19 protein-coding genes are annotated in these 25,171 nt (G+C 38.9%); 17 read left to right on the top strand and 2 right to left on the bottom strand.

What is annotated here, in order from left to right; translation table 11 throughout:
- Positions 1-3 precede the first annotated feature (3 nt).
- Together VLB74_RS06680 and VLB74_RS06685 are read right to left on the bottom strand one after the other, a co-directional pair.
- Positions 4-3,357, bottom strand: coding sequence for a CotH kinase family protein (locus tag VLB74_RS06680; protein WP_325202681.1), 3,354 nt, complete (start codon positions 3,355-3,357; stop codon positions 4-6).
- Positions 3,358-3,518: 161 nt separating this feature from the next.
- Positions 3,519-6,875: a CotH kinase family protein gene (locus VLB74_RS06685; protein WP_325202682.1), complete on the bottom strand. Its 3,357-nt coding sequence runs from the start codon at positions 6,873-6,875 to the stop codon at positions 3,519-3,521.
- Between the two features lie 150 nt (positions 6,876-7,025).
- Between VLB74_RS06685 and VLB74_RS06690 the strand changes: the two genes are divergently transcribed.
- The 17 genes from VLB74_RS06690 to VLB74_RS06770 form a co-directional block, all read left to right on the top strand.
- Complete coding sequence (locus tag VLB74_RS06690; protein ID WP_325202683.1) at positions 7,026-7,394, top strand: EamA family transporter; 369 nt, start codon at positions 7,026-7,028, stop codon at positions 7,392-7,394.
- A 3-nt stretch (positions 7,395-7,397) separates the two neighbouring features.
- Positions 7,398-8,318 carry a glycosyltransferase family 2 protein gene (locus VLB74_RS06695; protein WP_325202684.1) on the top strand — a complete coding sequence of 307 codons (921 nt, stop codon included), beginning with the start codon at positions 7,398-7,400 and terminating at the stop codon, positions 8,316-8,318.
- Positions 8,311-9,192: a methionyl-tRNA formyltransferase gene (locus VLB74_RS06700; RefSeq protein ID WP_325202685.1), complete on the top strand. Its 882-nt coding sequence runs from the start codon at positions 8,311-8,313 to the stop codon at positions 9,190-9,192. Before VLB74_RS06695 ends, VLB74_RS06700 begins: the two co-directional genes overlap by 8 nt.
- Entirely contained in the window at positions 9,189-10,316 is a 1,128-nt protein-coding gene (gene rffA / locus VLB74_RS06705) for a dTDP-4-amino-4,6-dideoxygalactose transaminase (RefSeq protein WP_325202686.1), read from the top strand. The genes VLB74_RS06700 and rffA overlap by 4 nt, the downstream gene beginning before the upstream one ends.
- A gap of 2 nt (positions 10,317-10,318) precedes the next feature.
- The gene (locus tag VLB74_RS06710; protein WP_325202687.1) at positions 10,319-11,776 is read left to right on the top strand and encodes a glycosyltransferase family 39 protein; all 1,458 of its coding nucleotides are present in this window, start codon (positions 10,319-10,321) and stop codon (positions 11,774-11,776) included.
- The gene (locus tag VLB74_RS06715) at positions 11,777-12,697 is read left to right on the top strand and encodes an NAD-dependent epimerase/dehydratase family protein (protein WP_325202688.1); all 921 of its coding nucleotides are present in this window, start codon (positions 11,777-11,779) and stop codon (positions 12,695-12,697) included.
- Between the two features lie 46 nt (positions 12,698-12,743).
- Positions 12,744-13,481 carry a sugar phosphate isomerase/epimerase family protein gene (locus tag VLB74_RS06720; RefSeq protein WP_325202689.1) on the top strand — a complete coding sequence of 246 codons (738 nt, stop codon included), beginning with the start codon at positions 12,744-12,746 and terminating at the stop codon, positions 13,479-13,481.
- Positions 13,465-14,265: a glycosyltransferase family 2 protein gene (locus tag VLB74_RS06725; protein WP_325202690.1), complete on the top strand. Its 801-nt coding sequence runs from the start codon at positions 13,465-13,467 to the stop codon at positions 14,263-14,265. Before VLB74_RS06720 ends, VLB74_RS06725 begins: the two co-directional genes overlap by 17 nt.
- 11 nt (positions 14,266-14,276) lie before the next feature.
- The gene (locus tag VLB74_RS06730; RefSeq protein ID WP_325202691.1) at positions 14,277-17,882 is read left to right on the top strand and encodes a hypothetical protein; all 3,606 of its coding nucleotides are present in this window, start codon (positions 14,277-14,279) and stop codon (positions 17,880-17,882) included.
- A gap of 3 nt (positions 17,883-17,885) precedes the next feature.
- A complete protein-coding gene (locus VLB74_RS06735) occupies positions 17,886-19,016 on the top strand; it encodes an FAD-dependent oxidoreductase (RefSeq protein WP_325202692.1) in 1,131 nt (376 codons plus the stop codon).
- A gap of 1 nt (position 19,017) precedes the next feature.
- Complete coding sequence (locus VLB74_RS06740; RefSeq protein ID WP_325202693.1) at positions 19,018-19,938, top strand: glycosyltransferase; 921 nt, start codon at positions 19,018-19,020, stop codon at positions 19,936-19,938.
- 52 nt (positions 19,939-19,990) lie between these two features.
- Positions 19,991-20,377, top strand: coding sequence for a hypothetical protein (locus VLB74_RS06745; RefSeq protein ID WP_325202694.1), 387 nt, complete (start codon positions 19,991-19,993; stop codon positions 20,375-20,377).
- 78 nt (positions 20,378-20,455) lie between these two features.
- The gene (locus VLB74_RS06750) at positions 20,456-20,971 is read left to right on the top strand and encodes a hypothetical protein (protein ID WP_325202695.1); all 516 of its coding nucleotides are present in this window, start codon (positions 20,456-20,458) and stop codon (positions 20,969-20,971) included.
- A 17-nt stretch (positions 20,972-20,988) separates the two neighbouring features.
- Complete coding sequence (locus VLB74_RS06755) at positions 20,989-22,254, top strand: oligosaccharide flippase family protein (protein WP_325202696.1); 1,266 nt, start codon at positions 20,989-20,991, stop codon at positions 22,252-22,254.
- A gap of 4 nt (positions 22,255-22,258) precedes the next feature.
- Positions 22,259-22,963, top strand: coding sequence for an acyltransferase (locus VLB74_RS06760; RefSeq protein ID WP_325202697.1), 705 nt, complete (start codon positions 22,259-22,261; stop codon positions 22,961-22,963).
- A complete protein-coding gene (locus VLB74_RS06765; RefSeq protein WP_325202698.1) occupies positions 22,956-24,182 on the top strand; it encodes a hypothetical protein in 1,227 nt (408 codons plus the stop codon). Before VLB74_RS06760 ends, VLB74_RS06765 begins: the two co-directional genes overlap by 8 nt.
- Before the next feature lie 2 nt (positions 24,183-24,184).
- Positions 24,185-25,171 (top strand): glycosyltransferase family 4 protein (locus tag VLB74_RS06770; protein WP_325202699.1); only part of this gene is annotated, 987 nt, incomplete at its 3' end.

Raw genomic sequence — 25,171 nt, forward strand, 5'->3', positions numbered from 1 at the left:
TAATTACCGTTTAAGGATTTTTTTTGTTTCCAGTTTTCCGTCTCCTTCCAATTGCAGCAAGTATATGCCTGCGGTTAAATTGTTCAGATTAATTTCATCATTTTTGAGTTGTCCCTTCTGAATTAATTTTCCGTCTATTCCGAAAAGGCTGTAGCTCAAATTGTTTAAATGATGAGCGATATGAACAATATCTGTGACTGGGTTTGGATACACTATAAAATTGGAAACGGCATTCTCTTCGCTGGCTAATGTCTGTACCACGCCTTCCACACTGATATTATTGAAGGTAACGTTTTCTCCGGTATCTTCTGTCATGTTCGGGCCGGTGAAACGAAGCCGTATTTTAAAATTAGGATTGTTATTTACCGTTGGTATCGTTCTAAAATCGGCCTCAATACGTTGATAGGTTGCCGAAATCGGAAAGGCAGCGGTAGTCATCCCGGTGGTTATCCATACCGGAGAACCTGGGTTTACCGCATATTCTAAAGAAATTCCGGTAGCAGCTCCTTCATCTAAAACCGCCAAGGCAAATTTAATGTCTTTATAGCCTGTCGTTGGAAGATTAAAAATCATGGTATTTTGCAATCCGCTACTTTGAAAAGGCTGTTTAACCTGAATTCCTTTCATGTCCGAATTGACATAGGCGATATTTTGATTTACTCCCGGATAATAATTTAAAGGCGTTGGCTGATTGCGTCGTTCCATTGATGCTTTTCGCCAATTCGGACTAGAACTGTCAAAAGGATATCCTGCCAAAGACGACTGAAACTGAAGCGAACCTGTCGGCCCAGCCATAAAAGTTGGGGCAAGAGATGTCAATGGGGTGTCGTTAGCGATGTTCGAATCCATGAGCCAGAAATAGATTATTTGAGGAGTATTCGTGTTTGTATCAGGAATGAAATGAGCTGTCACAGAAATAGCTGCAGTTGGTGTAATAGTTATTTCCGCTGTAGTACTGTTGGAGGCACCGCTCCAATGACTGAAAACAAAGCCTGATTTTGGAATCGCTTTTAATTTTAAGGGGATATTGTGGAAATAGATACCTGTCCAAGGATAAGCATCGGCCGGTACTCCCGGTGTAGACGGAAGGATATCTATTGTATTTATTTTGACATAGCCATGCGCTTCATCGGATACATTTAAGGTTACATTGACATCGCTACTGATTCCGAATTTCTGACGGATGTGCTGTCTTTGATTGGCGGGGCGGGTGTTGGCAAAAGTGTGCATGGCGTTGGTGGCATCCAACCAGCTTTGATATTTGACACCTTTCCATCGGTTAATATGTTCCTGCATTTCGGGTTGAAACCCACTTCTCAAGGCCGTGGAAACCGCTACTACCCGGCTTGGAAGATAGTAGGTGTTCATTAAATCGGCAAAACGGTTGATGAACTCATTTTTGAAAGTAGGATTGTCCAACAGACTTCTGAGAACCAAAGTATACGGTGGCCGATTAGGGTATGTAGTACTGTTAACTGCTGTGGCCTGTGCTAAATTATCGTGAAGGCTGTTTCCTTTCGAAAAGCCAAAGGCATCGTCATTGTCCCTCAAGGCGGCCCGCCATCGTCCGTCCAATCCATATAAGGCATTAGGGTTGTAGGTGGTTCTTTTTCTCCATAAGGTAGCATTCCACTCCGGCCAGTCACAATTGTCGGTGTATATGTTTGTAATATAATAATCCTTCATATTGTCGACGTCCATCAGTGTTTTTATATAGTCATAATTTGCTGCTATTGCCAAACTGTTGTTGGTCATAAAGTTGGTCATATTGTTATAATGGATTCTGTCCCCTTCCACTACTCTCAAATCGTCTTCGAGCAAGTCTAATTCGGTTTCCTCAATCCCGCACAGATTTTCGAAGTAATATTTATCAATACGCTCCCTAAGTTGTAAAATTCCCCAATATTCCCCATTAACAAAGGATATTGTGGGTTGATAGGCCATACTTTCAATACCGGTTCCTTTCATTAATTCATCGACAAGCACATCCCGGTACATGGTACTGGGAAAATCACTACCACCGTTTCGTAAGATCAGACGGTTAAATACAGTTAAATTTTTGTCGGCAAAAAATTGATAATTCATCGTTTTCTTTCCATAATCGGAATCGGCAATCAATCGAAAGGATTTGCTTTGCCAGGCTCTTGAATTACCACCGTTAATTCGGAATCCAATATCCTGATTTATAATCTCAACACCATTCACAAAGTAGTTAACATTTGCGGAGCGTTCTGAAGGGTCATCTTCAACTCTGAAATTGGCATTGAAATTATAATTAGTGCTATTCACCGTTGGATTTGCTTCCCGCCATAGGTCGAAGAGTTGCCCTGCCACAAAAATACCGTTACCATAATTAAAAAGCTTGTTCTCGGATATACTTAAAGAGGCCACCGGTAATGAAAATTCATTGGATCCGTTGGGAGTGACAAAATAAGTTCTGGTGATTATTTTGCTGGGAATAAAACCATTCTTGATAACCTTAGCCTTTACAACAGTCCCTTTAAAAATATTGAAAGTGGGGATGTACAAAGGAATGTTATGATGGGTGGATGACATTGCAGCCAGCTTGTTAGGTTGCGACGTACGGTCGGTGATTGGAATTGACCCGCTGTAGGTAAAAGAACGATAACTGTTTTGCAATAAAGGGCCATCCTGATCCCCAACCATTTCTCTGTATTTGTTTTTGTAGGAATAGGTGGTTCCATTCAAATTATTCTGATCGGGATCGGAGCCGTCTAAAGTGTAGATAATGGTGGTTCCCGAAGTAGAACTGCTAAGTGTTAGATTAAATCCGGTTGTGGAAAATCCCCCTGCTCTTGAAAATACAGGAGGCTCTAATATTCCGGAATAGCCCGCAGTTGAATTGGGCTGCCCCGGTGTGGGAACATCGAAATAGAGATAACTGCCGGTTCCATTAGGGAACTTTCCATAAGAAACATTATCGGGCAGTGCTATGGCCTGAAAAGTTGCCAGATTTAGAGTAGACTGGTTGGTAAGGTACAGCGTTTCACCAGGATCGGCATTGATTTTAAAATTGGTGTGCAATGGGCTTCCCACGGTTCTTCGGTTTTTATCGGAACACCAAACCAACAGGTATTGCCCCGGATTTAAGGTCACGGCAGGGAATGACCATTTGTGCAGTAAGGCCGGATCGTCGGAAAGGCCGTAGCCGTTTAAATTCACGGCCGTGGATCCATAATTATATATTTCTACCCAATCTTCATAATCTCCGTTTTCATCCTGATTTACGGATGTATTACCAGAAAGCACTTCGTTTATGGTTATGCTTTGTGCAAATACTGGATTGTAGCTTAGAACAACCAATAAGGTTAGTATCCAAAATGTAACTTTTTTCATATGCACGGATTTTAAACAAATTTACTAATAACCTTACTGTTAGTTAATTATATTCGATTGTATGCCGTTAAAAACGATAAAATACAATAGTTTATGGCAACTGTTTCTAAAAAAAAAGGAGTTGTTTTTTACATCTCCTTTTGAATTGATGACAGCCAGAATTATCGTTTGAGAATTTTTTTGGTTTCCGATTTGCCGTCTCCTTCCAATTGGAGCAAATACAACCCCGATGTTAAGTGAGACAGGTTTATCTCGCCACCTTCTATTGGTCCGTTTTCAATCAATTTCCCGTCAATTCCGAAAAGTTTGTAATCTAAATGACTTAATCGGTGGTTTATGTGTAATACATCGGTAATTGGGTTTGGATACACAATAAATTCCGGTAGTGTATTTTCTTCAGTTGTTAATGTTTGTTGCACTCCTTCCAAGCTGATATTGTTGAAGATGACTTTTTTCTCGTTATCCGCAGTTACGTTGGGACCAGTGAAACGAAGGCGTATTTTGAAATTAGCATTGTTGTTTACGGTCGGAATCGTTTTCAGATCGGCCTCGACACGCTGATAAGTGCTCGAAATCGGAAAGGCGGAAGTGGTCATTCCTGCGGTGGTCCATACGGGTGTACCTGCGTTTGTTGCATATTCCAGGGTGATTCCGGTAGGGGCATCTACTTCCGAAATAATGGCAAAGGCGAATTTGATGTCTTTATAATTCAGTGTCGACATGTTAAAAATCATGGTGTTCTGCAAACTTCCGCTCTGGAAAGGCGGTCTAACCTGTAGGCCTCTCATATTGGAATAAGCATAAGCAATGTTATTGTTTACTTCTGCGTAATAGTTCAGCGGAGTGGGATTGTTGGCTCGTTCCATGGATGCTTTTCGCCAATTCGGACTTGAACTCGTAAAAGGATATCCGGATAGCGAGGACTGATATTGAATAGTGCCTTTACCGGTAGGCGTATAAGGAAAAGTAGAGGCCAATGAAGTCAACGGGGTATCATTTGGAATATCGGTGTTCATCGTCCAGAAATAAACTATTCTCGGGGTTGTTGTACTTGTAGTAGGGACGAAATTAGCCCTTAACGTGATATTTGCAGTCGGCGTTATGGTTATTTCGGCGTTTGTACTGTTGGAAGCACCACTCCAGTTACTAAAAGCGTAGCCCGGAAGCGGGATGGCTTTTACTTTTACCGGGATGTTGTGAAAATAAACACCGGTCCAAGGATAAGGTGTGGCTGGAACTCCAGGTGTGGAAGCAAGGATATCAACGGTATTCATTTTGACATATCCGTGAACTGGGTTGGACACTTCAAGTGTGACATTGATGTTGCTGCTGATTCCGAATTTTTGTCGGATGTGTTGGCGCTGATAATCAGGACGTTCGTTTGCAAATTCATGCATATTGTTGATGCTCTCTTCCCACCATGCATATTCGGCTCCTTTCCATCGGTCCAGATGCTGCTGCATTTCGGGTTGGAGTGTGTTTTTCATTGCTGCGGAAACCGCTAAAAAACGGCTCGGAAGATAGTAGGTATTCATTAAATCGGCAAAGCGGTTGATGAAGTCGTTTTTAAAAGCGGTATTAGCCAACAGGCTTCGCAATACTAAAGTCGATTCCGGCGGATTACCGGGGTTGTTACTGTTCGGATCGGTGGCCACTGCCAGATTATTGTGGTTGTTGACTCCTGTTGTTGACCCGAAGCAATCGTCATTATCCTTCATGGCTGCTCTCCAGCGTCCGTCCAATCCGTACAGGGCATTCGGGTTATAGGCGGTTTTTTTTCTCCAAAACACCGTGTTGTAATGAGGCCAGTCCGTATTGTCAAAATAAATGTTGGCAATATAATAATCCCTCATATTGTCTACATCTATCTGTGTTTTTATGTAATCGAAATTGGCCTGTATTGTCAGTGAGTTTGCATTTAGATAGTTATAAACATTGGTGTTGTAATGACTTCCCACGGAGCCTCTTTGGTTATTTTCCATGAAATCCAAATCCGCTTCATCTATCCCTACTACGTTTTTGAAATAATATTCGTCAAATCGTTCACGAATCCCCAATATTCCCCAGTATTCCCCATTTATGAAAGTAATTGCCGGTTGATAGGCCATGGTTTCCATACCGGTGCCTTTCATCAATTCATCGGCAAGGGCATCGCGGTAATAGGTGTCGAAGAAGTCACCACCGGCATTTCTCAAGACCAATCGGTTAAAAACGGCTAAATTTTCACCGCTATCATTGAAAAACGGATAATCCATACTTTCCTTTCCGTAATCGGAACGTGCCAAAAGGCGCAACGATTTGCTTTGCCAGCCTCGTGAATATCCCCCATGAACGCGGATTCCGATATCCTGGTTAAGGACTTCAACCCCATTTTTGAAGTAGTTTATGTTTCCGGTGCGTTCCCATGCATCGCCTTCCAGCCTGAAATTGGCATCAAAGTTATACGGGTCTGCATTTACCGACGGATTGGCATCACGCCACATGTCGAAAGTTATCCCCGCTACATAGATTCCTGTGGTATAATCAAAAAGTTTGTTTTCGGATAAACTCAGGGAGACTACCGGTAAAGAAAACTGGTTACTGCCCGAAGGCGTTATAAAATACGTTTTTGTTACGGTTTTACTGGGAATATATCCGGTTTTAGTGGCTTTAGCCCGTACCACTGTTCCTTTAAAAATAGGTCCGGTGGGGATATAAAAGGGTACATTATGATGCGTAGAAGACATCTTGGCCAAATCGTTGGGAAGTGGCGAACGGTCCGCTATGGAAATGGGAGTGGAATAGGTAAAGGACCGGTAATTGTTGGTCAACAAAGGACCGTCTGAATCCGAAACAAATTCCTGATAGCTGTTTTTATAAGAGTAATTGGTTCCTGCCAAGTTGGTGGTACTGGGATCGGAACCGTCCAACGTATAGGTAATGGTGGTTCCCGCTACAGTGTTGGTTATGCCGAGTGTTCTATTGGTTGTATAAAATCCTCCCGCCACCGAAAACACAGGATCCGGTAACACCCCTGAATAAGAAGTAGTATTATTGGATTGTCCAGGCGTGGGAACATCAAAGTAAAAATAGTTTCCGGTACCGTTGGGGAATTTTCCGTAGGATACATTGTCGGGTAATGAAATTGCCGTAAAAGTCGCTAAAGTTAAGGTTGACTGATTGGTAAGATACAACGTTTCCCCGGCAGCACTGATTTTGAAATTGGTGTGTAGCGGATTTACGGGATTGGTTCTGTTTTTGTCGGAACACCACACCAGGAGGTATTGTCCCGGATTTAGTGTAACAGCAGGGAACGACCATTTGTGTCGTAAGGCAGCATCATCGGAGAGTCCGAAGCCACTTAAATTTACGGGTGTCGCACCGTAGTTGTACAATTCAACCCAATCTTCATAGTTTCCATCCTCATCCTGATTTACAGAGGTGTTGGACGCAAGTACTTCGTTTATGGCAATGCTTTGGGAAAAAGCTATATTAGAGAAAAGGAATATGACCAAGAGCCGTATAAATATCAGTTTCATAATATAACAGATTGAAAATTAACTACATAAATTTAATCTTTATTGTTTCGGGGTGTAGATATTTTCGGCAAACATGAGATTTAAACGATGAAATACTATTTTTTATTTAAATTTACCGACTATATCAATTTTTAAGAAATTAAAATACGGATGAACCCCTACATATACATTTTTGCAACCATCTTTTTCACGGTTTCAGGTCAGATTATTTTAAAGTACAGAATAAGCCAGTTGCAACTCCTTTTACCGGATTCCTTTTTAGATAAAGCCGTGGTGCTTGTAAAAATCATCTTTGATCCGATGATATTTATCGGATTCGTTTCTGCTTTTGTCGCTTCTTTATTCTGGATGGCCGCCATGACCAAATTTGAAATTACCACGGCGTACCCGTTTATGAGTTTGTCGCCGGGTCTGGTCTTTATTATTGGCGTCTTCTTTATGGGAGAAACTTTCAGTATCGGAAAGATAATAGGGTTAGCATTAATTATACTAGGAACTTTTGTAACGGTTAAATATTAATTCATGAAATTATCAATCGTTTCCCCGGTATACAGAGCTGAACTTGTTTTGGACGAACTTGTTGATAGGATAATCAAAAGTGTTCCCTCCGATTTTGATTCGTATGAAATTATATTAGTGGATGATTACAGTCCGGATAAATCATGGAATAAGATTGAAGAGATTGCAAAAACAAACAGCAACATTAAAGGATTTAAATTAAGCCGGAATTTTGGCCAACATTATGCCATAACTGCAGGATTAAATCAGGTCTCCGGCGATTTTATCGTAGTGCTTGATTGCGATTTGCAGGACCAGCCGGAAGAAATAGAAAAGTTATACCACAAAACGAAAGAAGGTTTCGAAATCGTTTTGGCCAGAAGATACAACAGGCAGGATTCCCTGTATAAAAAAACGATGTCCAAATTGTTTTACTCGACGTTGGGCTATCTCACCGGATCCGAGCAGGATGCTACCGTGGCTAATTTTGGAATCTATTCAAAGAAAGTAATCCATCAGGTGATTAACCTTCAGGAAAAGATCAAATATTTTCCAACAATGGTAAAATGGGTTGGTTTCGAAACCGGTTATGTAAATGTTGAACACGCTACCCGGAAGGAAGGCAAATCGAATTACAATCTGAAAAAGCTGTTGAACTTGGCTTTGGACATCATCTTGGCCTATTCGGATAAACCTTTACGTTTGATAATTAAATTTGGGTTAACCATAGCTTTTGTATCATTCTTAATGGTATTGTATATTGTTTACTCAAAAATTACCGGGCATTTTAGTGTGAGCGGATATGCGAGTTTGATTTCGAGTATTTGGTTTTTAAGCGGATGTATATTAACTACTCTTGGAATTGTTGGGTTGTATGTTGGTAAAACATTTGAAGGCGTAAAAAACAGACCGTCTTACATTATTGATAAAAGAACAGATGAATAGTTTTGCCCTTTACCTAATGGGAAAAAAAGGGTTGTCCTGTTTAGAGGCAGTTCTTGAATCCTCAACCGCAAATCTTAAATATGTGGTTTATGCTACAGATTCGGCTGTGGAAAACGACTATTCCGAAGAAATAAAAAATACGTGCCTTAGCAACAATATTGCAATCGTTCACAGAACGGAGTTTGATAAAAATCAGTTGGAAGAAGCGGATTATTATATTGCAATTTCCTGGCGATGGCTGATCAATTGTGATTTGAATAAACTGATCGTGATGCACGATTCCATTCTGCCAAAATATCGCGGGTTTAACCCTTTGGTGTCCGCTTTGATTAATGGCGATGATAAAATCGGTGTAACGGCAATATTGGCCAATGAAGAATTTGACAGGGGAGATATTATCGGCTTTAAATCGGCTGAAATTGAGTATCCGATTGCGATAGCATCGGCTATTGAAATTGTTAGTCAGTGTTACCAGGAACTGCTATTGGATATCGTATCAAACATTAATTCCTCTTCACTGATCGGTAAAAAACAAAATGAAGCAGAGGCCAGTTACAGCCTATGGAGGGATGAGGAGGACTATTTCCTGAATTGGAATCTGGACGCGCCAACGATTGAACGTACTGTTAATGCATTAGGGTTTCCTTACGGAGGGGCACGAACACACATGGACAATCATACAATAATCATAAATGAAGCAAAAGCGCTCGACGATGTTACTATCGTAAACAGGGAAAACGGAAAGTTTCTGTTCATGGAAAAAGGCTGTCCCGTAGTGGTGTGTGGTGAAGGGCTTTTAAAAATAGAAAAGGCAACTTATTTAGAAACAAACGAGCCAGTTGAGTTTAATAAATTTAGAACACGTTTAAAATGAAAATACCTTTTAATAAACCTTATTTGACAGGTAAAGAAACTCAATATATTGAGGAAGCGGTAAAGTCAGGCAAAATTTCGGGGAACGGGATTTTTACGAAAAAATGCCAGAATTTCTTTGAAACTACCTACGGATTTAAAAAAGCTTTGCTTACCACTTCCTGCACCGATGCGCTTGAAATGGCGGCGATACTGATTGATATCAAAGAAGGTGATGAGGTTATCATGCCATCCTATACTTTTGTTTCCACAGCCAATGCTTTTGTATTAAGAGGAGCGAAAATCGTTTTTGCTGACAGTATGGAAAACCATCCCAACATGGATGCGTCTAAGATAGAAGCACTGGTCACTCCCAAAACAAAAGCGATCGTTCCGGTTCATTACGCCGGTGTGGCCTGCGATATGGATACAATTATGGAGCTGGCCAAAAAGTACAATTTGTATGTGGTAGAAGATGCCGCTCAGGCTATTGACAGCTTCCATACAGGGAAAGACGGTGTTAAAAAAGCATTGGGATCTATTGGTCATTTGGCTGCTTTTTCTTTTCATGAAACCAAAAACATCATTTCCGGAGAAGGCGGTATGTTGGCGGTGAATGATGAAAATTTTGTTGAAAGAGCCGAAATAATCTGGGAGAAAGGAACCAACCGTTCCGCATTTTTCAGGGGCGAAGTCGATAAATACGGATGGGTAGACATCGGAAGCTCTTTTTTGCCATCAGAAATTGTAGCCGCATTTTTATGGGCGCAGCTGGAGAATATTCAGGACATACAGAATATCCGAAAATCAAATTGGGAAGATTACAACACCGGGCTGAAAGACTGGGCTGCCAAAAATAAGATTGCCTTACCGGAGATTCCGGAATACGCCACAAATAATGCCCATATGTATTATCTGGTTTGCGACAATTTAGACCAAAGGACTTCTATTATTGAGCATTTGAAGAAAAATGATATCTGGGCAGTATTCCATTACATCAGTTTGCATGCCAGTCCGTTTTACGAAGGTAAGCACGATGGCAGGACGTTGCCGGAAACAGATAGATTTACAGACACATTGTTAAGATTGCCTCTCTTTTACGGATTGAATGTTGAGGAAGTCATCGGTGCGATTTTAGAATTTTAATTATGGAAAACATTAAGAAAAACATACTTGAAAACAAATGGATACTCCTGATATTGATCGTTGCATCCATTTTACGTTTATACAATATCGATTATCAGAGTTTATGGATGGATGAGATCTACACATTAAATGTAGCGAGTCCGAAACATTCTTTCTCTCAAATCATTTCTGAGGTTAATTTAAGAGAGAGTTTTCCTTATTTGTATTTCTTCATAATGAATACAATGTTTAATTTATTTGGGGATGTTTCCGTAGTGGCCAGAATACCATCGGTAATCTTTGGGGTTGCTGCCGTCTGGATGATATACAAATTGGGTAAGGAGGCCTATTCTAAAAATGTCGGTTTAATTGCCGCATTACTTTTTACGTTCAATGAATATGCGATTTTCCACTCGCAGGACGCCCGTGCCTATTCCATGTATTTGCTGTGTTTGTTGTTTTCCTACTATCGTTTTGTAATCTACCTCAAAGACGATTCGAAAAGGAACATGCTGTGGTATGCGGTTAGTGCCGGCCTGATGCTGAATTCCAATTTCTTCAGTGTAATCAATGTACTGACCCAGGGATTTGTCCTGCTTTTCGTTTTGTTCTCCATTGATAAAAATGAAAGGGTAGCCTATTTCAAAAAAATACTGATCATTGCAGGAATCGTCCTTTTGTTCTTTATACCGAACGCCTATAAATTTTATCTGTTGAGCCAGTTTAAGTCTTCATGGATACCGGCGCCTTCCAATGACGGACTGACGAATATTTTAAAGGAATTTATCAGCGGTTCGGAAATATTGGTTTTTGTTTACGGTATATTGTTTACCTACTTCATGGTAAAGATATTTGGCCAGAAACAGACAAAAAGTATCAAAGAACTTATCGGGAACAAACTGGTTTTTAATTATCTGCTTTTATTAAGCTGGATATCGTTTGTGGTAGTTATCATTCTGTTGAAATCCTATTTGAGTTCTTCATTATATGTTTCCAGATATTTCATAAGTATATTTCCTGCTATTATACTGTTGATTTCCATCGCCTTTGTAAATATTAAAAACCTGCACGTAAGGTTTACTTATATCCTGATGTTGCTTTTCTTCATGTTTTTTGATTTGGTAGTTGTAAAGAAATACTATAGCACACCAATAAAAGCACAGTTCAGGGAAGCATCCGATATGGTTAAGTTTTACAACCCAAATAACGATGTAGTTTATACAAGCCTTAAATATTGGTACGACTATTTCCTGTCGAGCCACGGACAAAATTTTAAAGTGGTCGACAAGCCGAATTTATCCGTATTGGTAAAAGAAATGCAGGCCGATCCGTCACTTTTGAAATCGTTCTGGATAGTGGACGGTTATGTCGATATCATAAAGCTTCCGGAAAATGAACAACAGTTCATGGATGCTCATTTCAGGGTAGAGGAAAGTTATGATGGATTGGGAGCGATTGTAAGACATTATGTTAAAAAATAAATGAAGGTATTAGTTGGTCATACAGGTTTTGTGGGGTCGAATCTATCGGAAAGCACCTCTTTTGATTATTGCTTCAATTCAAAAAATATAGCAGATTCTTTTGGGCTGAATCCCGAATTGTTAGTTTATTCTGGGGTAAGAGCAGAAAAATTTCTGGCAAATAAAGAGCCTGCGAAAGATTTCGATATTATCCTCAATGCCATTGAAACGATAAAAAAAATCAATCCGAAAAAGATAGTACTGATTTCCACCATCGATGTTTATCCGAATCCGGTTGATGTGAATGAAGATTCCGAAATCAATTATGACGCGGTACAGCCCTACGGAAGAAACAGGCTGTATCTGGAAAAATGGGTGGAAGCGAATTTCACGGAATACCTTATCGTAAGGCTGCCGGGATTGTTTGGAAAAAACATTAAAAAGAATTTTATATTCGATTTGATTTCGGTTATTCCATCGATGTTAAACGCTGATTTGTATCAAAAATTAGCCGTCAACAACTGGATTGAAGCGAACTATTCTTTGCAGGAAAACGGTTTCTATAAATTAAAAGATATTGGGGAATCCGAAAGGAAAGAACTCAAAAAACGATTTTTAGAACTTGGTTTTTCAGCCTTAAATTTTACGGACAGCAGAGGAAAGTTCCAGTTTTATAATCTAAAGAATCTTTGGAACGACATTCAAATCGCACTCCAATCGGATGTCAGAAAATTAAATTTGGCAACAGCACCTATTGAAGTCGGCGAAATTTATCATGCCTTTTATGGAGAACCGTTTCATAACGAATTGAGCAACCCGGTACCCAACTACGATTTTCATACGATACACGCTTCTTTGTTTGGGAAAGATGGGAATTACATTGGTTCAAAAGAAGAAGTTTTAAACGACATCATAAACTTTATTAAAGAAGCTACCCATTAGAACAACGATTTCAAATATAGCCTGGCAACCGGAAGATGACCTCGAGATGTACTCTTTTCTGAAAGAGGAAGGGATCGATGGTTTTGAAATTGCCCCAACCAGAATTTTTCCTGAAAATCCATACGGAGATTTAGAGCGTGTTGCTGCTTTCAAAACTTTAATGAAAGAAGCATACAACCTAAAAGTGATTTCGCTGCAATCCATCTGTTTTGGCAGAAGCGAAGCCATTTTCTCCACAGAACAGGAGCGTAATGCCCTGTTGGATTACATAAAGTTGTCAATCGATTTCGCCTCGGTTTTGGAATGCCGGAATCTGGTTTTCGGTTCGCCAAAAAACAGGATTATAGGAGAAGGGATGGAAACCGTAGCCGTCGACTACTTTTCGCAAATCGGACAGTATGCCGAGGAGAAAAACACGGTCTTTGCCTTTGAACCCAATCCGGTTATTTACGGGACGAATTTTATAAACACAACTTCCGAAGCTTTGGCATTTGTAAAAAAATGCGACGTGAAAGGATTGAAGGTAAATTTCGATTTGGGGACAGTGATTTACAATAATGAGTCGCTTTCGGTTTTGGAAGATAATCTGGACTGGATTAACCACATCCATATTAGCGAGCCTTATCTGGAGGTAATCCAGCACCGAAGCCTTCACAATGAACTGGCGGATATTTTGAGAAAGAAAAATTATTCCAAATATGTTTCAGTTGAAATGAAAGGCGGAACAGCACTGGAAAAAATTAAAGATACAATCCATTATATTAAAGATGCATTCAAAAATTAACGAAGCGATATATGGCGTTCCGAAGTTTCTTTCTGAAGAAATACAGGAAAGAAAAACGAAGTATTGTTTGTGCATCCCGATCATTAACGAAGGTGAGCGCATCCATAAACAATTGGAGAGCGCACAATTGCATGGCATCGATAAGTTAACCGATATCATAATTTGCGATGGGGATTCCACTGATGGTGCAACAGATATCTCCATTTTAAAAAATCTGGGCGTTAATACGTTATTGGTTAAAAAGGATACGGGAAAGCAGGGCGCTCAATTGCGAATGGGTTTCTGGTATGCTTTGGAACGAGGATATGAAGGTATAATAACGATAGACGGAAATAACAAGGACAGTATTGAATCGGTTCCGTTATTCATTCAAAAATTGGACGAAGGCTATGATTTTGTTCAAGGTTCAAGATATCTGGAAGGAGGAAAGGCAATCAATACGCCAAAAATCAGGCATTTCGCGGTCAAGTTCATTCATTCGCCATTGATTTCGCTTACCGCCCGTCACCGTTTTACGGATTCTACCAATGCTTTTCGATGCTATTCGAAAAAATATTTGACCCATCCGGAAGTGAAACCGTTCCGACCTGTTTTCGTTACGTATGAATTGCTGGCCTTCCTTTCTGTTAAGGCATCTCAATTGGGATTGAAAGTGGGAGAAGTACCGGTGGAGAGAAAATATCCAGAAAGCGGTAAAGTGCCTACCAAAATCAGTTTTTTCAAAGGCAACTTTAATTTGATTAAAATATTAGTGAATAATTTATTTGGAAAATACAATCCATAAAAGAACGATTTATGTTGAATAATAAGATAATTCCTTTTGTTACATCGCTTTTCAAAACGAATGAAAAAGCATCCAAAAGTTATTGGGCAGCCAGTTTCTTTTTTGCAATGGCTATTGCCGCACCATTATTGAATATCTTATTCGAGTTTAAACCCGGGATCAAGGATTTTTCACAACATGTTATTTCTAATACGGCTTTAAACGGTTTGGACATTTCCAAAAGGGTTTCTCTTTTTTATAAAGCACTTCTGATCATCATTTTCAGTTCGGGGGCTTTCTTTGTATTTGTCAATAAAGTAACCGATTGTGCAAAAAATGCCCAAGAGGGTATTCTGAAAACACTTTATTCGGTTTCTGTCATCGGAATTTTTGCCGTATTCTCCGGCCTGTTGGTTGTGGGTATCGATTTCTCGGTCTACATTTTACTGGCCATGGTTTTATTCCTGATTGCCGAAATCCGATTCAATAAACTAAATCAAAATGGAAACCTCGCCGTGTGGCCCTTATTGGCGGCCATACCAACAGCCATGCTTTTCTATACGTTTTTTAAAAAGCACAATTTCTTTGAGATAATCAGACCCGAATTTACCGTAAAGACCCATGTCATAACGACGGATTCTTTCCTATTGGCCTTTGTGGCGCTTCTGATTCCGATAGCTTTGATACTGAACAGGATTGCACAGCGGCACAGTTCAAACCCGAATGCGTTATTTTCAGCTTCCATCGCGCTGATTCTTGTTCCGGTTGTTTTGTCTGCCTTATTGGAGTTAAGCAATGTTGTCAATTTGAGATTCGGAATTGTTTTCGACAAGCCGTTTTATCTTTTTGCTTTTCTGCTTTTACTTTCCTTCATTGCTTTTTTTGTTTTACTGAAGCGTTTTAAAAATAAAATAAGCAGCGTTGACAGTTTCGAGAAGTATTTTATACCGCTATTACTATTCGGTTTACTTTTGATGCTTGCCCAACCTTGGAGAATGATCAGCCCTGAAAATGAATTTTTCGAAACGGCAAACCACGGTTTGTCAATCGATCATTTCTTCAGATACGGAAGTATTCCCATTGTGGAAAACTTTGATGCCCACATGCTCCATTATCAGATTTTCGGGTTCATTTACAGCTTTATAAACGGCTACGAACCTTGGGCTCCTATGTTGTACACCAATTATTTTTATGTTTTGCAAGTCCTGGTTATCTTCTATGTTTTAAGAAAGGTGATGGGGTCTTTAAACAGTTTTGTTTTGGTGCTTTCCTTACCACTTATATCGGCAGTATTGAACGAATTCTCATTGGCAGGATTGCTGATTTTAATTATGTTGCGATTAATCAGGAATAAGACAGATAGAAACTATTACCTGTTTTGGTTTGTTGCTTTCTTCCTGTGCCTTTACAAATTGGATGTCGGTTTTGCATCGATTTTAGCCGGATTGTTGACTTACGCTATTTTAGAATACACCATCAATGGAAAGATTGAGATAAAGCAGCTGGCCAAAACCGGGAGTATAGTTGGTGCTTCCCTGCTTGCAGTTTTCTGCCTGCTTTGTCTGATAAAAGGGATTAATCCGATTGGAAGGCTTCTGGAGTTTTTATTGGCTGCCAAATCCGACCAAAACTGGGGAATTACCAGAATGGGGGACATGAACCACTTCCTCTTCAGGATGTCCTATTACATTCTGCCGGTCCTTATTGCCATTATCTTTGTAACGGTTTTGGTGAAGTTCGTATTTAGGAAAGAAAAGCATCAGGAATATTTTGCGAAGAAAGAATTTATCAGTGCTTTTGCATTTTTCCTATTTTTCGCTTTGTTCTTCTTCTTTAATGCGCAAAGGGGAATTGTAAGACATAATTTCGAATACGATAATATTAAGAAAATCACCAGTACGATTCCGTTCGCTTTGATTATGCTGATGTTTTTGATCAATAAGAAAAACAGGCTGGTGGGTGCGCTGACCGTTTTCTTCTTTTCGTTTCTGATTTTAAACGCGTCAAAGCCGGATTTTAAAAATAAGAATTCGACGCTTTTCAAAGAATGTATCAATGCCGGTCCGTTTCATGAAAAGTTCTTACCCACGGAGAAATTTTCCAATACGAGGGTTCGCGAATCCTTTGATCAGAGCGAAATCCGACTTTTCAAAAAGTTTCTTGATCTGGTGCTGACACCGGAACAGACCTACTATGATTTCTCTTCCAAAAATTATTACCACGCGTTGACCGGAAGAAAGAATCCTTCCTATTTAAACCAGACGCCTTTAATGGTGAATGGTGACAAAGGACAGGATTTAGAAATTGAAACCATTAAGAATGCTAATGTGACGATCATTTTAATGCCGATAAAAAATATAATCTGGCATGCAATCGATGAGGTTTATACCGATTTCAAATATTACAAAATGAGCGAGTATATCTATAAAAACTATACGCCGCTTTACAGAATGGCTTCTTTTGATGTCTATGTAATTAAAAACAAACAAAAAGAATACCTGTCGAAGATTAAAGCGGCAGGGTTTTTAGAAAGCAAAACAGATTTCACCGATTTCAGTTTCTTTACTACCGATGCTATTTCAAAAAACAGCCTGCAGCCGGTGCTAAATCCGGACAAGAGTTTAACGATTAACGCTACAGGCGGCAGCCCGCATTTCATCGGTTTAATGGATTATCTGAAAAAACAAAATCAGATAAAGGATTCCGGACTTCCGACAGAACTTTCATTTTCATTGAACGCGATGTCACAGGGAAATATAAAGGTTTACTACAAACTGACCGAGGCGGAATCGTTTTCCGAAACTTCGGTAAAAGAATTCCCGATTGCTAATCCTGGCGACACAGAATTGAAATTGAGTTTGCCGAAAACACCGGTGGAAATCATGTTTGCGATAAATACGTCGGGTATCGTTTTAAAGAAATTCAGTATCACCAATGGCTCGCAATCCGAAATGACCAAACCGGAAAAAATTGATTACTTCGCAGGATTTGTTCCGAAACTATGGGCAGAGAATTCGAAAGAAACCATTTTTGATAAAGTACAGCCTTTAAAAGAAGTGGCTGAAGAAACCTCCGCCAGTATCAACGCGAAGAATCTGAACACGTTTGGCCAAGGATGCTACGCTTATCTGGAATTGGAATCGGATTCGGACATGAACGGAAGTATCGAGATCGTTTCGAATGATGTGTCGGTTGCCAGTTATGGTTTCAGCATTGTTCCGGGGAAACACAGTTATGCCATCCGCATGAGCAACAGTTATTATTGGTGGAATACAACGGACCCGAAAATCAGCTTTAAAGCAGGCAAGGCGATAAAAATTTCTAAATTCTCACTTATTTTATCAGATGGTTCAAAAGAAGAACGTTTTAAAGGAAACGGCATTACATTGGCCAACCTGAACGATGAGAACTGGGTAAAAGGGTGCAGTGTGAATTACAACATGATTTTGTTCGATTACTCGCCTAAAAGAGAGAAATTGTTGAGCGAAAATAAAAAAATAAGACTGATTGACGGCAGAATATTAAACATTACCGGACATTATGTTTCAGGCAATTATATCAATGTGACCGTGAGCGAAAAACTTTCGGATTATATCAATGCGTTGGGATATCCTAATACCATCGAATTTATTAAATAGAACATGCAACAGTATGATAAAATAATAATTGGTGCCGGTTTGTACGGACTTTACGCAGCTCTTTTTTGTGGAAAAAGAGGTGAAAAAGTATTAGTGATGGAACACGATCCGGAAGCCTTTTCCAGAGCCACCTACATTAATCAGGCCAGGGTTCACATGGGATACCATTATCCCAGATCGTATACGACCGCCAAAAAATCGGCAGATTATTATGATCGGTTTATTGCCGATTATGAATTTTGCATAAATAAAGAATTTGATAAGATTTATGCTGTTTCCAAAAACTTTTCATGGACCAATGCGGCTCAGTTTAAAAAGTTTTGTGACGATGCGAACATACCCTGCAAGCCTATAAACATAAACGAGTTCTTTAAAGAAGATTTTTGCGAAGGCGCTTATTTGTCAAAGGAATGCAGCTATGATGCGCAGATACTCAAAAAGTATTATTTGGAAGAAATAGCGAAGTACAACACGGTTGAGATTCAGTATAATACGCACATTGTTGAAGTGGAAAAAGACAATGAATCGTACACTTTAAAGACCAACAATGGTGACAGTTATAAAACCGGATTTGTTTTGAATACCACTTATGCTTCTATTAATCAGGTTTTGAAACTTTTTAAAGAGCCGGCAACAAAGATTAAGTATGAATTGTGTGAAGTGATCATCTGCAAAGTAAGCGATAACCTGAAAGATACCGGCGTTACCATGATGGACGGGCCTTTCTTTTCATTAATGCCTTTCGGTTTAACCGGATACCATTCTTTGACGGCCGTAAACTATACGCCGCACAAAAAATGTTTTTCCGAATTGCCTGAATTCGATTGTCAGGCGAGGAGCAATAACACCTGCAGCACTGCCAAATTAGGAAATTGTAATACCTGTATTGCGAAACCTGAAACAGCCTGGTCTTATATGCTTGCGCTTGCCAAGAAGTATCTGAATGATGATATTACGATCGAATATGTAGAATCGCTTTATTCGATAAAACCGATATTGCAGGAATCGGAAATAGACGATTCGAGACCAACAGTGATTAAAGAGCTTTCGGTGAAACCGAAATTAATTTCTGTTTTGTCCGGGAAAATTAACACTGTGTATGATTTAGACGCGATTTTATCCAACAATGAATAAAATGAAAGAAAAAAAACTGATATCGGTAATTGTTTATTTATACAATAACGAGAAAACCATTTTGGATTTCTTATCGGGGATTATCAAAAAAGCGGATTCTCTTTTTGAGCAATTCGAAGTGATAATCGTAAATGATGCTTCCACAGACGGTTCTGTTGAAAAAATCAAATCGGCCGACTTTCTGAAGCCCTTCCAGGTTTCTGTCATCCAGATGAGTTTTCATCAGGGAGTTGAACTGTCCATGAATGCTGGTTTAGATTTGTCATCAGGTGATTTTGTGTATGAATTCGACAGCGTTGTGATTGATTTTGATGATGTTTTAATTGAACAGTCTTACAGAAAAATAATTGAAGGTTACGACATCGTTTCCGTTTCCCCGGAATCAAATGACCAGCTTTCTTCTAAATTATTTTATACTACGTACAACTTCTTTTCAAAATCGAAGTATAAGTTAAGAACCGATCGCTTCCGGATTTTGTCAAGACGAGCTATAAACCGTTCGTTTTCGATAAGTGTTACCATACCTTACCGAAAAGCCATGTACATTAACAGTGGCCTGAAAATTTACACGATTGAGTTTAAGAAGATAAACCAGGAAAAAAGGATAACGGAAAAGAATTTCTTCAGAAACAAGACGGCCATTGATTCGTTGATCATTTATACCAATTTGGCATTTAATATCTCGGTAACGATTTCGCTACTGTTACTGTTTTGTACTTTGAGCATTATCGTGTATACTTTTTTTGTGTATTTCGGGCATGATAAACCTATTGAGGGATGGACAACAATTATGTTGCTGGTGTCCGGTGGTTTCTCGGGTTTCTTTTTTTTAAGCGCTATAATTATCAAGTATTTATCATTGATACTGGAACTGGTCTTTAAGAAAAAATCCTATATCCAAGAAAATATTGAAAAAATATAATTTGTGTAAAAATTTTTTTTAGTTTTGCAGGGTTAAAAAATTTATGAAAACAATGAAAGTAAGAGTAATAATAGGATTATTTGTTTTGTCGCTGGTTTTTTCTTGTAAACAAAAAAGCGAAATTGAAGAAAAAGCAACACAAAAAGAAACTACTACCGAAGCAGCTGCACCAGTTGCAACTTCCATTACATTGGCTAATTATTCAGACGAAAATTGGAAAAACGGTGTGGGTTTAACCTTCAACATGCTTTTAGTAGATTACTCAAAAGAGAAATATGATTTGATTTCCAAAGGTACAGAATTACAATTGCCAAGCGGTCAGAAAGTACCTTACATCGGTTACGAAACTAAAGACAATTATATCCACATCATGCTTGCTGAAAAACCGACAACGTATCAGGCAGCTGTTGAATATCCAAATGAAATTACTATCAAGTAAATAACATTTGCTTTTTAAGAATTATTAATCCGATTAATTAATCGGATTTTTTTATTTTTATACAAATCGTTTTGTTTTATGAAAACACTGAAAGTTTTATTTTTTTTAGCGGTCTTGCTCCTTTTGTTCAGTTGCGACAAAAATGAGCAGAGTAATAAAATGATATTTAAAATGGACATGGTTGCCAAAAAGAGCGACTCGATGCATATTTTTTATAAAACGGACGGGACCATTAATTTTAATGAGAATGAATCATTCTGGGTTAAAATAAAAGGGCAGAACAAGAATCAGCGAAAAACGATCGAATTCCCGAAAGGCGTAGTTCCCAATCAGGTGCGGATTGATTTTGGAAGAAATCTGGAACAGCGCGAAATCATCTTAAACAAATTCGAATTTGTTTATTTTGGCCATAGTTTTGTTGCCAAAGGAAAAGAAATTTACAAATACTTCAGGGTAGACGAATCCAGTACACTGCTGGATAAAGAATCAGGGACTTTAAAACGAAATGACACGATTGTTAACAGAGGACTATCCTTGTATCCCAACGGATACTATTTAGCAGTTAAGCTTGAGGAGCTAAAATTCAAAAAATAATACATTCCCCATTAGAAATGCTGAATAAAGTAAAGTCAATTGTCTTGAATGTCCAATTCCAAAAACTCGTTGTTTATGGTTTTGGGCAACTTTTCAATTTAGTTACGCCTTTGCTTATTGTGCCCTATATCGTTGGGATTTGTGGGGAAGAGAATTTCGGAAAGGTTGCTGTGGGCATGGCACTCTCTTTTTTCATGATCGTTTTTATCGATTACGGGTCTGATTTAGTAGGGGTCCGTGAAGTATCGATAAACCGTCATGACGATGCTGCGCTGAAACGAATCGTGATAACCAATTATACTTCGCGTTTTCTTATTCTGCTTGTAATCTTATTGTTTTCTGTAGGCTTGTTCTTCACGGTTCCCTATTTTAAGTCTGAAAAAAACCTCTTTATTTTCGGATTGACTATCCTTATCGGACAGTTTTTAAACCCTACATGGTTTCTGCAGGGTGTGGAAAATGTAAAATGGATCACACTTTCAAATATCATCTCAAAACTGATTTATCTTTTGGGTGTCTTTATTATGGTCAGATCGGCTGCTGATTATGTGTATGTCAATTTCTTATGGGGACTGGGAATGATTTTAGCCAACGGATTTATGCTGTTGCTGATTTTCAGAAAACATCATTTCACCTTTTATAAAGTGCCGATGTACGAAATAAAAAATTTCCTGAAGAAGGATTTTTTCATGTTCTCCTCGCAGATCTTCGTCGCACTGCAATTGAATACGCCGGTAATGTTGGTGAGTTTTTTCGGGAGCAACCTGATGGCCGGGCAATATAAAATCGTAGAACAGATCATCGTAATTTTTAAAACCTATATCTTCCTTTTCTTTAATTATGTTTTTCCCAAGATGTGTTATCTGTTGGAAAATAATCTGACGCATGGCCTTCGAAACTGGAAGATATACAATGGGGTTAACTTTTTCTTTGTTTTGCTCGGAATGGTTTTCTTCTCCCTGTTTTCGTACGAGGTGGTATCTTATTTCAATCCGACCAACCGTTATGTTTTAAGCAGCCTTTTGAATGTGGCGGTAGCCATACCGGTTTTGATGGCCGTTTCAATAGCATTGAAGCAACTTGTTCTGGGTTGGAATTTCAAGAGGTTTTACGTTAGGGTTACTTCTATTATGGTGGTTATTAATCTTTTGGCAATCATAATTGTTTTACCTTATTATAAAGTTTATGGTGTTTTCTATAGTTTGATAGCATCCGAAGTATTAATGATATTATTTTACTTAATTTGTATCCGAAAAAAAATCTTTAGTAAGGAGACAGCATAATCCTATGTTTAAAATCATTTTTCAGAAACTTCTCAACAGAACCGGAAAGGACTATCAGATCGATTCCAGGATTCCCGACTCATTGTTTGCCCGTACATTGGCAATCCGCATAATTATGCTGGCAAGAGGAATCTTAAAATTGAGAAGGAAAGTCTTTTTAGGGCCTAATACGTCTATAACGAATAAGGGTAATTTCCAATTCGGAAAAAATGTGACCATCGAAAGGAATACCAGACTGGATGGATACGCATCCAATAAAATTATCTTGGGCGATAATTGCAAAATAGGGGCTTACTCGCATTTGACTTGTACCAGTCATTTTTCCAAATATGGGAAAGGGCTTATTATGGGAAATAATTCGGCTATTGGTGATTATACGCATTTCGGTGCTTCCGGGGGAATTGAAATCGGCAATGATGTAATCATGGGGTCTTATATCAGTTTCCATTCTGAAAACCATGTTTTTTCAGATACGACAAAACTGATTCGCGAGCAGGGAGTAACCTCAAAAGGAATAAAAATCGGTAATAATGTCTGGATAGGAGCTAAAGTTACTTTTTTGGATGGTTCCGAAGTAGGTAATAACGCTGTTGTGGCAGCCGGTGCCGTTGTTAATGGTGTTTTTCCGGATAATGTGGTTTTAGGCGGAGTACCTGCAAAAATTTTAAAAACCATAGATCATAAACATAAAGAAGAAGTAAATGTTTAGAAAGGAGTCACTGTACCAACTGATGTTCATACTTTGTGTGGCAGTTCCCTATGCAAATATCTATGAGCTTACTTTTCTGATCTGGGCTGCGACTATTTTTTTTACGTTGCAGAAAAGCTATTCTCTTCCTATTTTAAAGTTGGTTGCCTGTTTTTCGGCAATCTTGGGTATCGCTTTGATTGTGAGTTTTTTCAATAATGTAAAACCTTATAATTTTATCAGGGATTTTGCCTATATCCTCAAACCCATTTTCGGACTCCTGGTAGGGTATCAGCTTTGTAAAAATCATATAAAAAGCCCACTCAAAACAGCTGTTTATGCCGGTTTGTTCATCGCCGTGATACATTTGAGCATGGTAGCCTACAGTCTTATTGTTTTAGGGGACAGGACCATGCCGGATATCCGATTGCATTCCGGATATTACAGTGATTTTGAAGTATATGTTGTTATCCTACTGCTGTTTTACAAACAGTTTGAAATTGATTTGACAAGAAAGCAGTATTTATGGTTCTTAACAATCATCGGACTTTCCAGTTTTTTATATCTGGCCCGAACTAATTTTATACAGTTTGTAATTCTGTACCTGGCGGTTAAAGGGTATTTAAAAATTAACGAACGATCGATAGTGGTAATGTCAACATTGATAATTTCTGTCTTAATTGGATATACCGCTATTTATTACTATAACCCGAAGAGGGGAGGGTCCGTCACGGAAGCGCTTTTGTACAAGATCAAAAATGCGCCCATCGAACCGTTCAAGACAAAAATCGACGTAAACGACTGGAAGGATTTCAACGACAATTACCGTTCTTATGAAAACATATTGACGGTGCAGCAGGTTACCAAAAAAGGGACTTCGGCTGTGTTCTTTGGCGAAGGACTTGGATCGTCCATAGATTTGAAGAGAGAAGTATGGCTGCTTTCCAGCTACATGCGTTATATCCCGTTTTTGCATAATGGATATATGACGGTTTTTTTGAAATCGGGGCTTTTAGGCGTACTTGTATTGCTTATTTCCATCGGATTGTTTTTTGTGAATAAACGAACCGAAATTCCGTTAGTCAACAACGTAAATTTACTCTTTTTAGGAACCGGCTTTTTCCTGATTATTTCCTATTGGGTATTCATGGGATTCTATTTTGTACCCGATTCGAAATCGGTTTTCATAGGCGCACTGTTTGCCTTTAAATCTAAACTCTTGAGAAATCATTTGGCATAAGCATGAAGAATATCCTGTTCATACATCAGTCGGCGGAAATGTACGGTTCCGATAAAACGTTATTGGTTCTGGTTGCGCAATTCAAAGAGCGAGGGTTCAATCCGATTGTCGTTTTGCCTAATGAAGGGCCACTCAAAACATGTCTTGAAAAAGAAAACATTCAGGTGGTTCTGGCGCCTGTGTTTAAGATTTCCCGAAAAATGTTCGGAATACATAACATGCTTTCGTTACTGAGACAAATTACAAAGGCGATAAAAATTCTCGATGGGATCCATAAAAAACAAAAGATCGATTTGGTCTATTCCAATACGCTGGCGGTTTTGATCGGTCTTATTTATGCAAAGAAAAGGAAACTCAAACACGTTTGGCATGTTCATGAAATCATTGAATCCCCAAAGACGGTGGTGCGGGTTTTCAAAAAAGCGCTGCATTCGAAAATAAACAATGTAATTATTTATAATTCTGAAGCCACTAAAGGGTTTTGGAATCAAAATAATGGGGAGCTTGATAAAAAATCAGTAGTGGTTTTGAACGGATTGGACAAACCGGAAATTCACCTTACGGATGCCGAAGCTGCTAAAATAAGAGAAGATATCATCCGAGCCGGAAAAGATGAGATCGTGATTGCCCTTGTCGGAAGAATAAGCAGATGGAAAGGTCAGCAATTATTGTTGGAAGCTTTTAACGAACTTTTCGCAAAACATAAAAACATCCGACTTCTTTTTGTGGGGTCAACACCTCCCAATCAGGAAATCTTTCTTGACAATCTGATCCAGAAAATCAACGATTATAACTTGTCTTCACAGGTTACCATTTTACCGTTTCAGGATGAAATCGCTAAAATATGGGAAGTGATAGACATTGCCGTAGTACCTTCAACGGAGCCGGAACCTTTCGGATTGGTGGCTTTGGAAGCAATGCTGGCCTCAAAACCTGTAGTGGGAGCGAACCATGGCGGTCTGAAAGAAATAGTGGTAAACAATGAAACA

It is taken from the genome of Flavobacterium sp. (genome assembly GCF_035456225.1).
Lineage (GTDB): Bacteria > Bacteroidota > Bacteroidia > Flavobacteriales > Flavobacteriaceae > Flavobacterium.

What these genes read in the sequence shown, in the direction of transcription:
- VLB74_RS06680 (WP_325202681.1), bottom strand. Translation starts at nt 3,357, where the DNA reads ATGAAAAAAGTTACATTTTGGATACTAACCTTATTGGTTGTTCTAAGC.
- VLB74_RS06685 (WP_325202682.1), bottom strand. Translation starts at nt 6,875, where the DNA reads ATGAAACTGATATTTATACGGCTCTTGGTCATATTCCTTTTCTCTAAT.
- VLB74_RS06690 (WP_325202683.1), top strand. Translation starts at nt 7,026, where the DNA reads ATGAACCCCTACATATACATTTTTGCAACCATCTTTTTCACGGTTTCA.
- VLB74_RS06695 (WP_325202684.1), top strand. Translation starts at nt 7,398, where the DNA reads ATGAAATTATCAATCGTTTCCCCGGTATACAGAGCTGAACTTGTTTTG.
- VLB74_RS06700 (WP_325202685.1), top strand. Translation starts at nt 8,311, where the DNA reads ATGAATAGTTTTGCCCTTTACCTAATGGGAAAAAAAGGGTTGTCCTGT.
- rffA (WP_325202686.1), top strand. Translation starts at nt 9,189, where the DNA reads ATGAAAATACCTTTTAATAAACCTTATTTGACAGGTAAAGAAACTCAA.
- VLB74_RS06710 (WP_325202687.1), top strand. Translation starts at nt 10,319, where the DNA reads ATGGAAAACATTAAGAAAAACATACTTGAAAACAAATGGATACTCCTG.
- VLB74_RS06715 (WP_325202688.1), top strand. Translation starts at nt 11,777, where the DNA reads ATGAAGGTATTAGTTGGTCATACAGGTTTTGTGGGGTCGAATCTATCG.
- VLB74_RS06720 (WP_325202689.1), top strand. Translation starts at nt 12,744, where the DNA reads ATGTACTCTTTTCTGAAAGAGGAAGGGATCGATGGTTTTGAAATTGCC.
- VLB74_RS06725 (WP_325202690.1), top strand. Translation starts at nt 13,465, where the DNA reads ATGCATTCAAAAATTAACGAAGCGATATATGGCGTTCCGAAGTTTCTT.
- VLB74_RS06730 (WP_325202691.1), top strand. Translation starts at nt 14,277, where the DNA reads ATGTTGAATAATAAGATAATTCCTTTTGTTACATCGCTTTTCAAAACG.
- VLB74_RS06735 (WP_325202692.1), top strand. Translation starts at nt 17,886, where the DNA reads ATGCAACAGTATGATAAAATAATAATTGGTGCCGGTTTGTACGGACTT.
- VLB74_RS06740 (WP_325202693.1), top strand. Translation starts at nt 19,018, where the DNA reads ATGAAAGAAAAAAAACTGATATCGGTAATTGTTTATTTATACAATAAC.
- VLB74_RS06745 (WP_325202694.1), top strand. Translation starts at nt 19,991, where the DNA reads ATGAAAGTAAGAGTAATAATAGGATTATTTGTTTTGTCGCTGGTTTTT.
- VLB74_RS06750 (WP_325202695.1), top strand. Translation starts at nt 20,456, where the DNA reads ATGAAAACACTGAAAGTTTTATTTTTTTTAGCGGTCTTGCTCCTTTTG.
- VLB74_RS06755 (WP_325202696.1), top strand. Translation starts at nt 20,989, where the DNA reads ATGCTGAATAAAGTAAAGTCAATTGTCTTGAATGTCCAATTCCAAAAA.
- VLB74_RS06760 (WP_325202697.1), top strand. Translation starts at nt 22,259, where the DNA reads ATGTTTAAAATCATTTTTCAGAAACTTCTCAACAGAACCGGAAAGGAC.
- VLB74_RS06765 (WP_325202698.1), top strand. Translation starts at nt 22,956, where the DNA reads ATGTTTAGAAAGGAGTCACTGTACCAACTGATGTTCATACTTTGTGTG.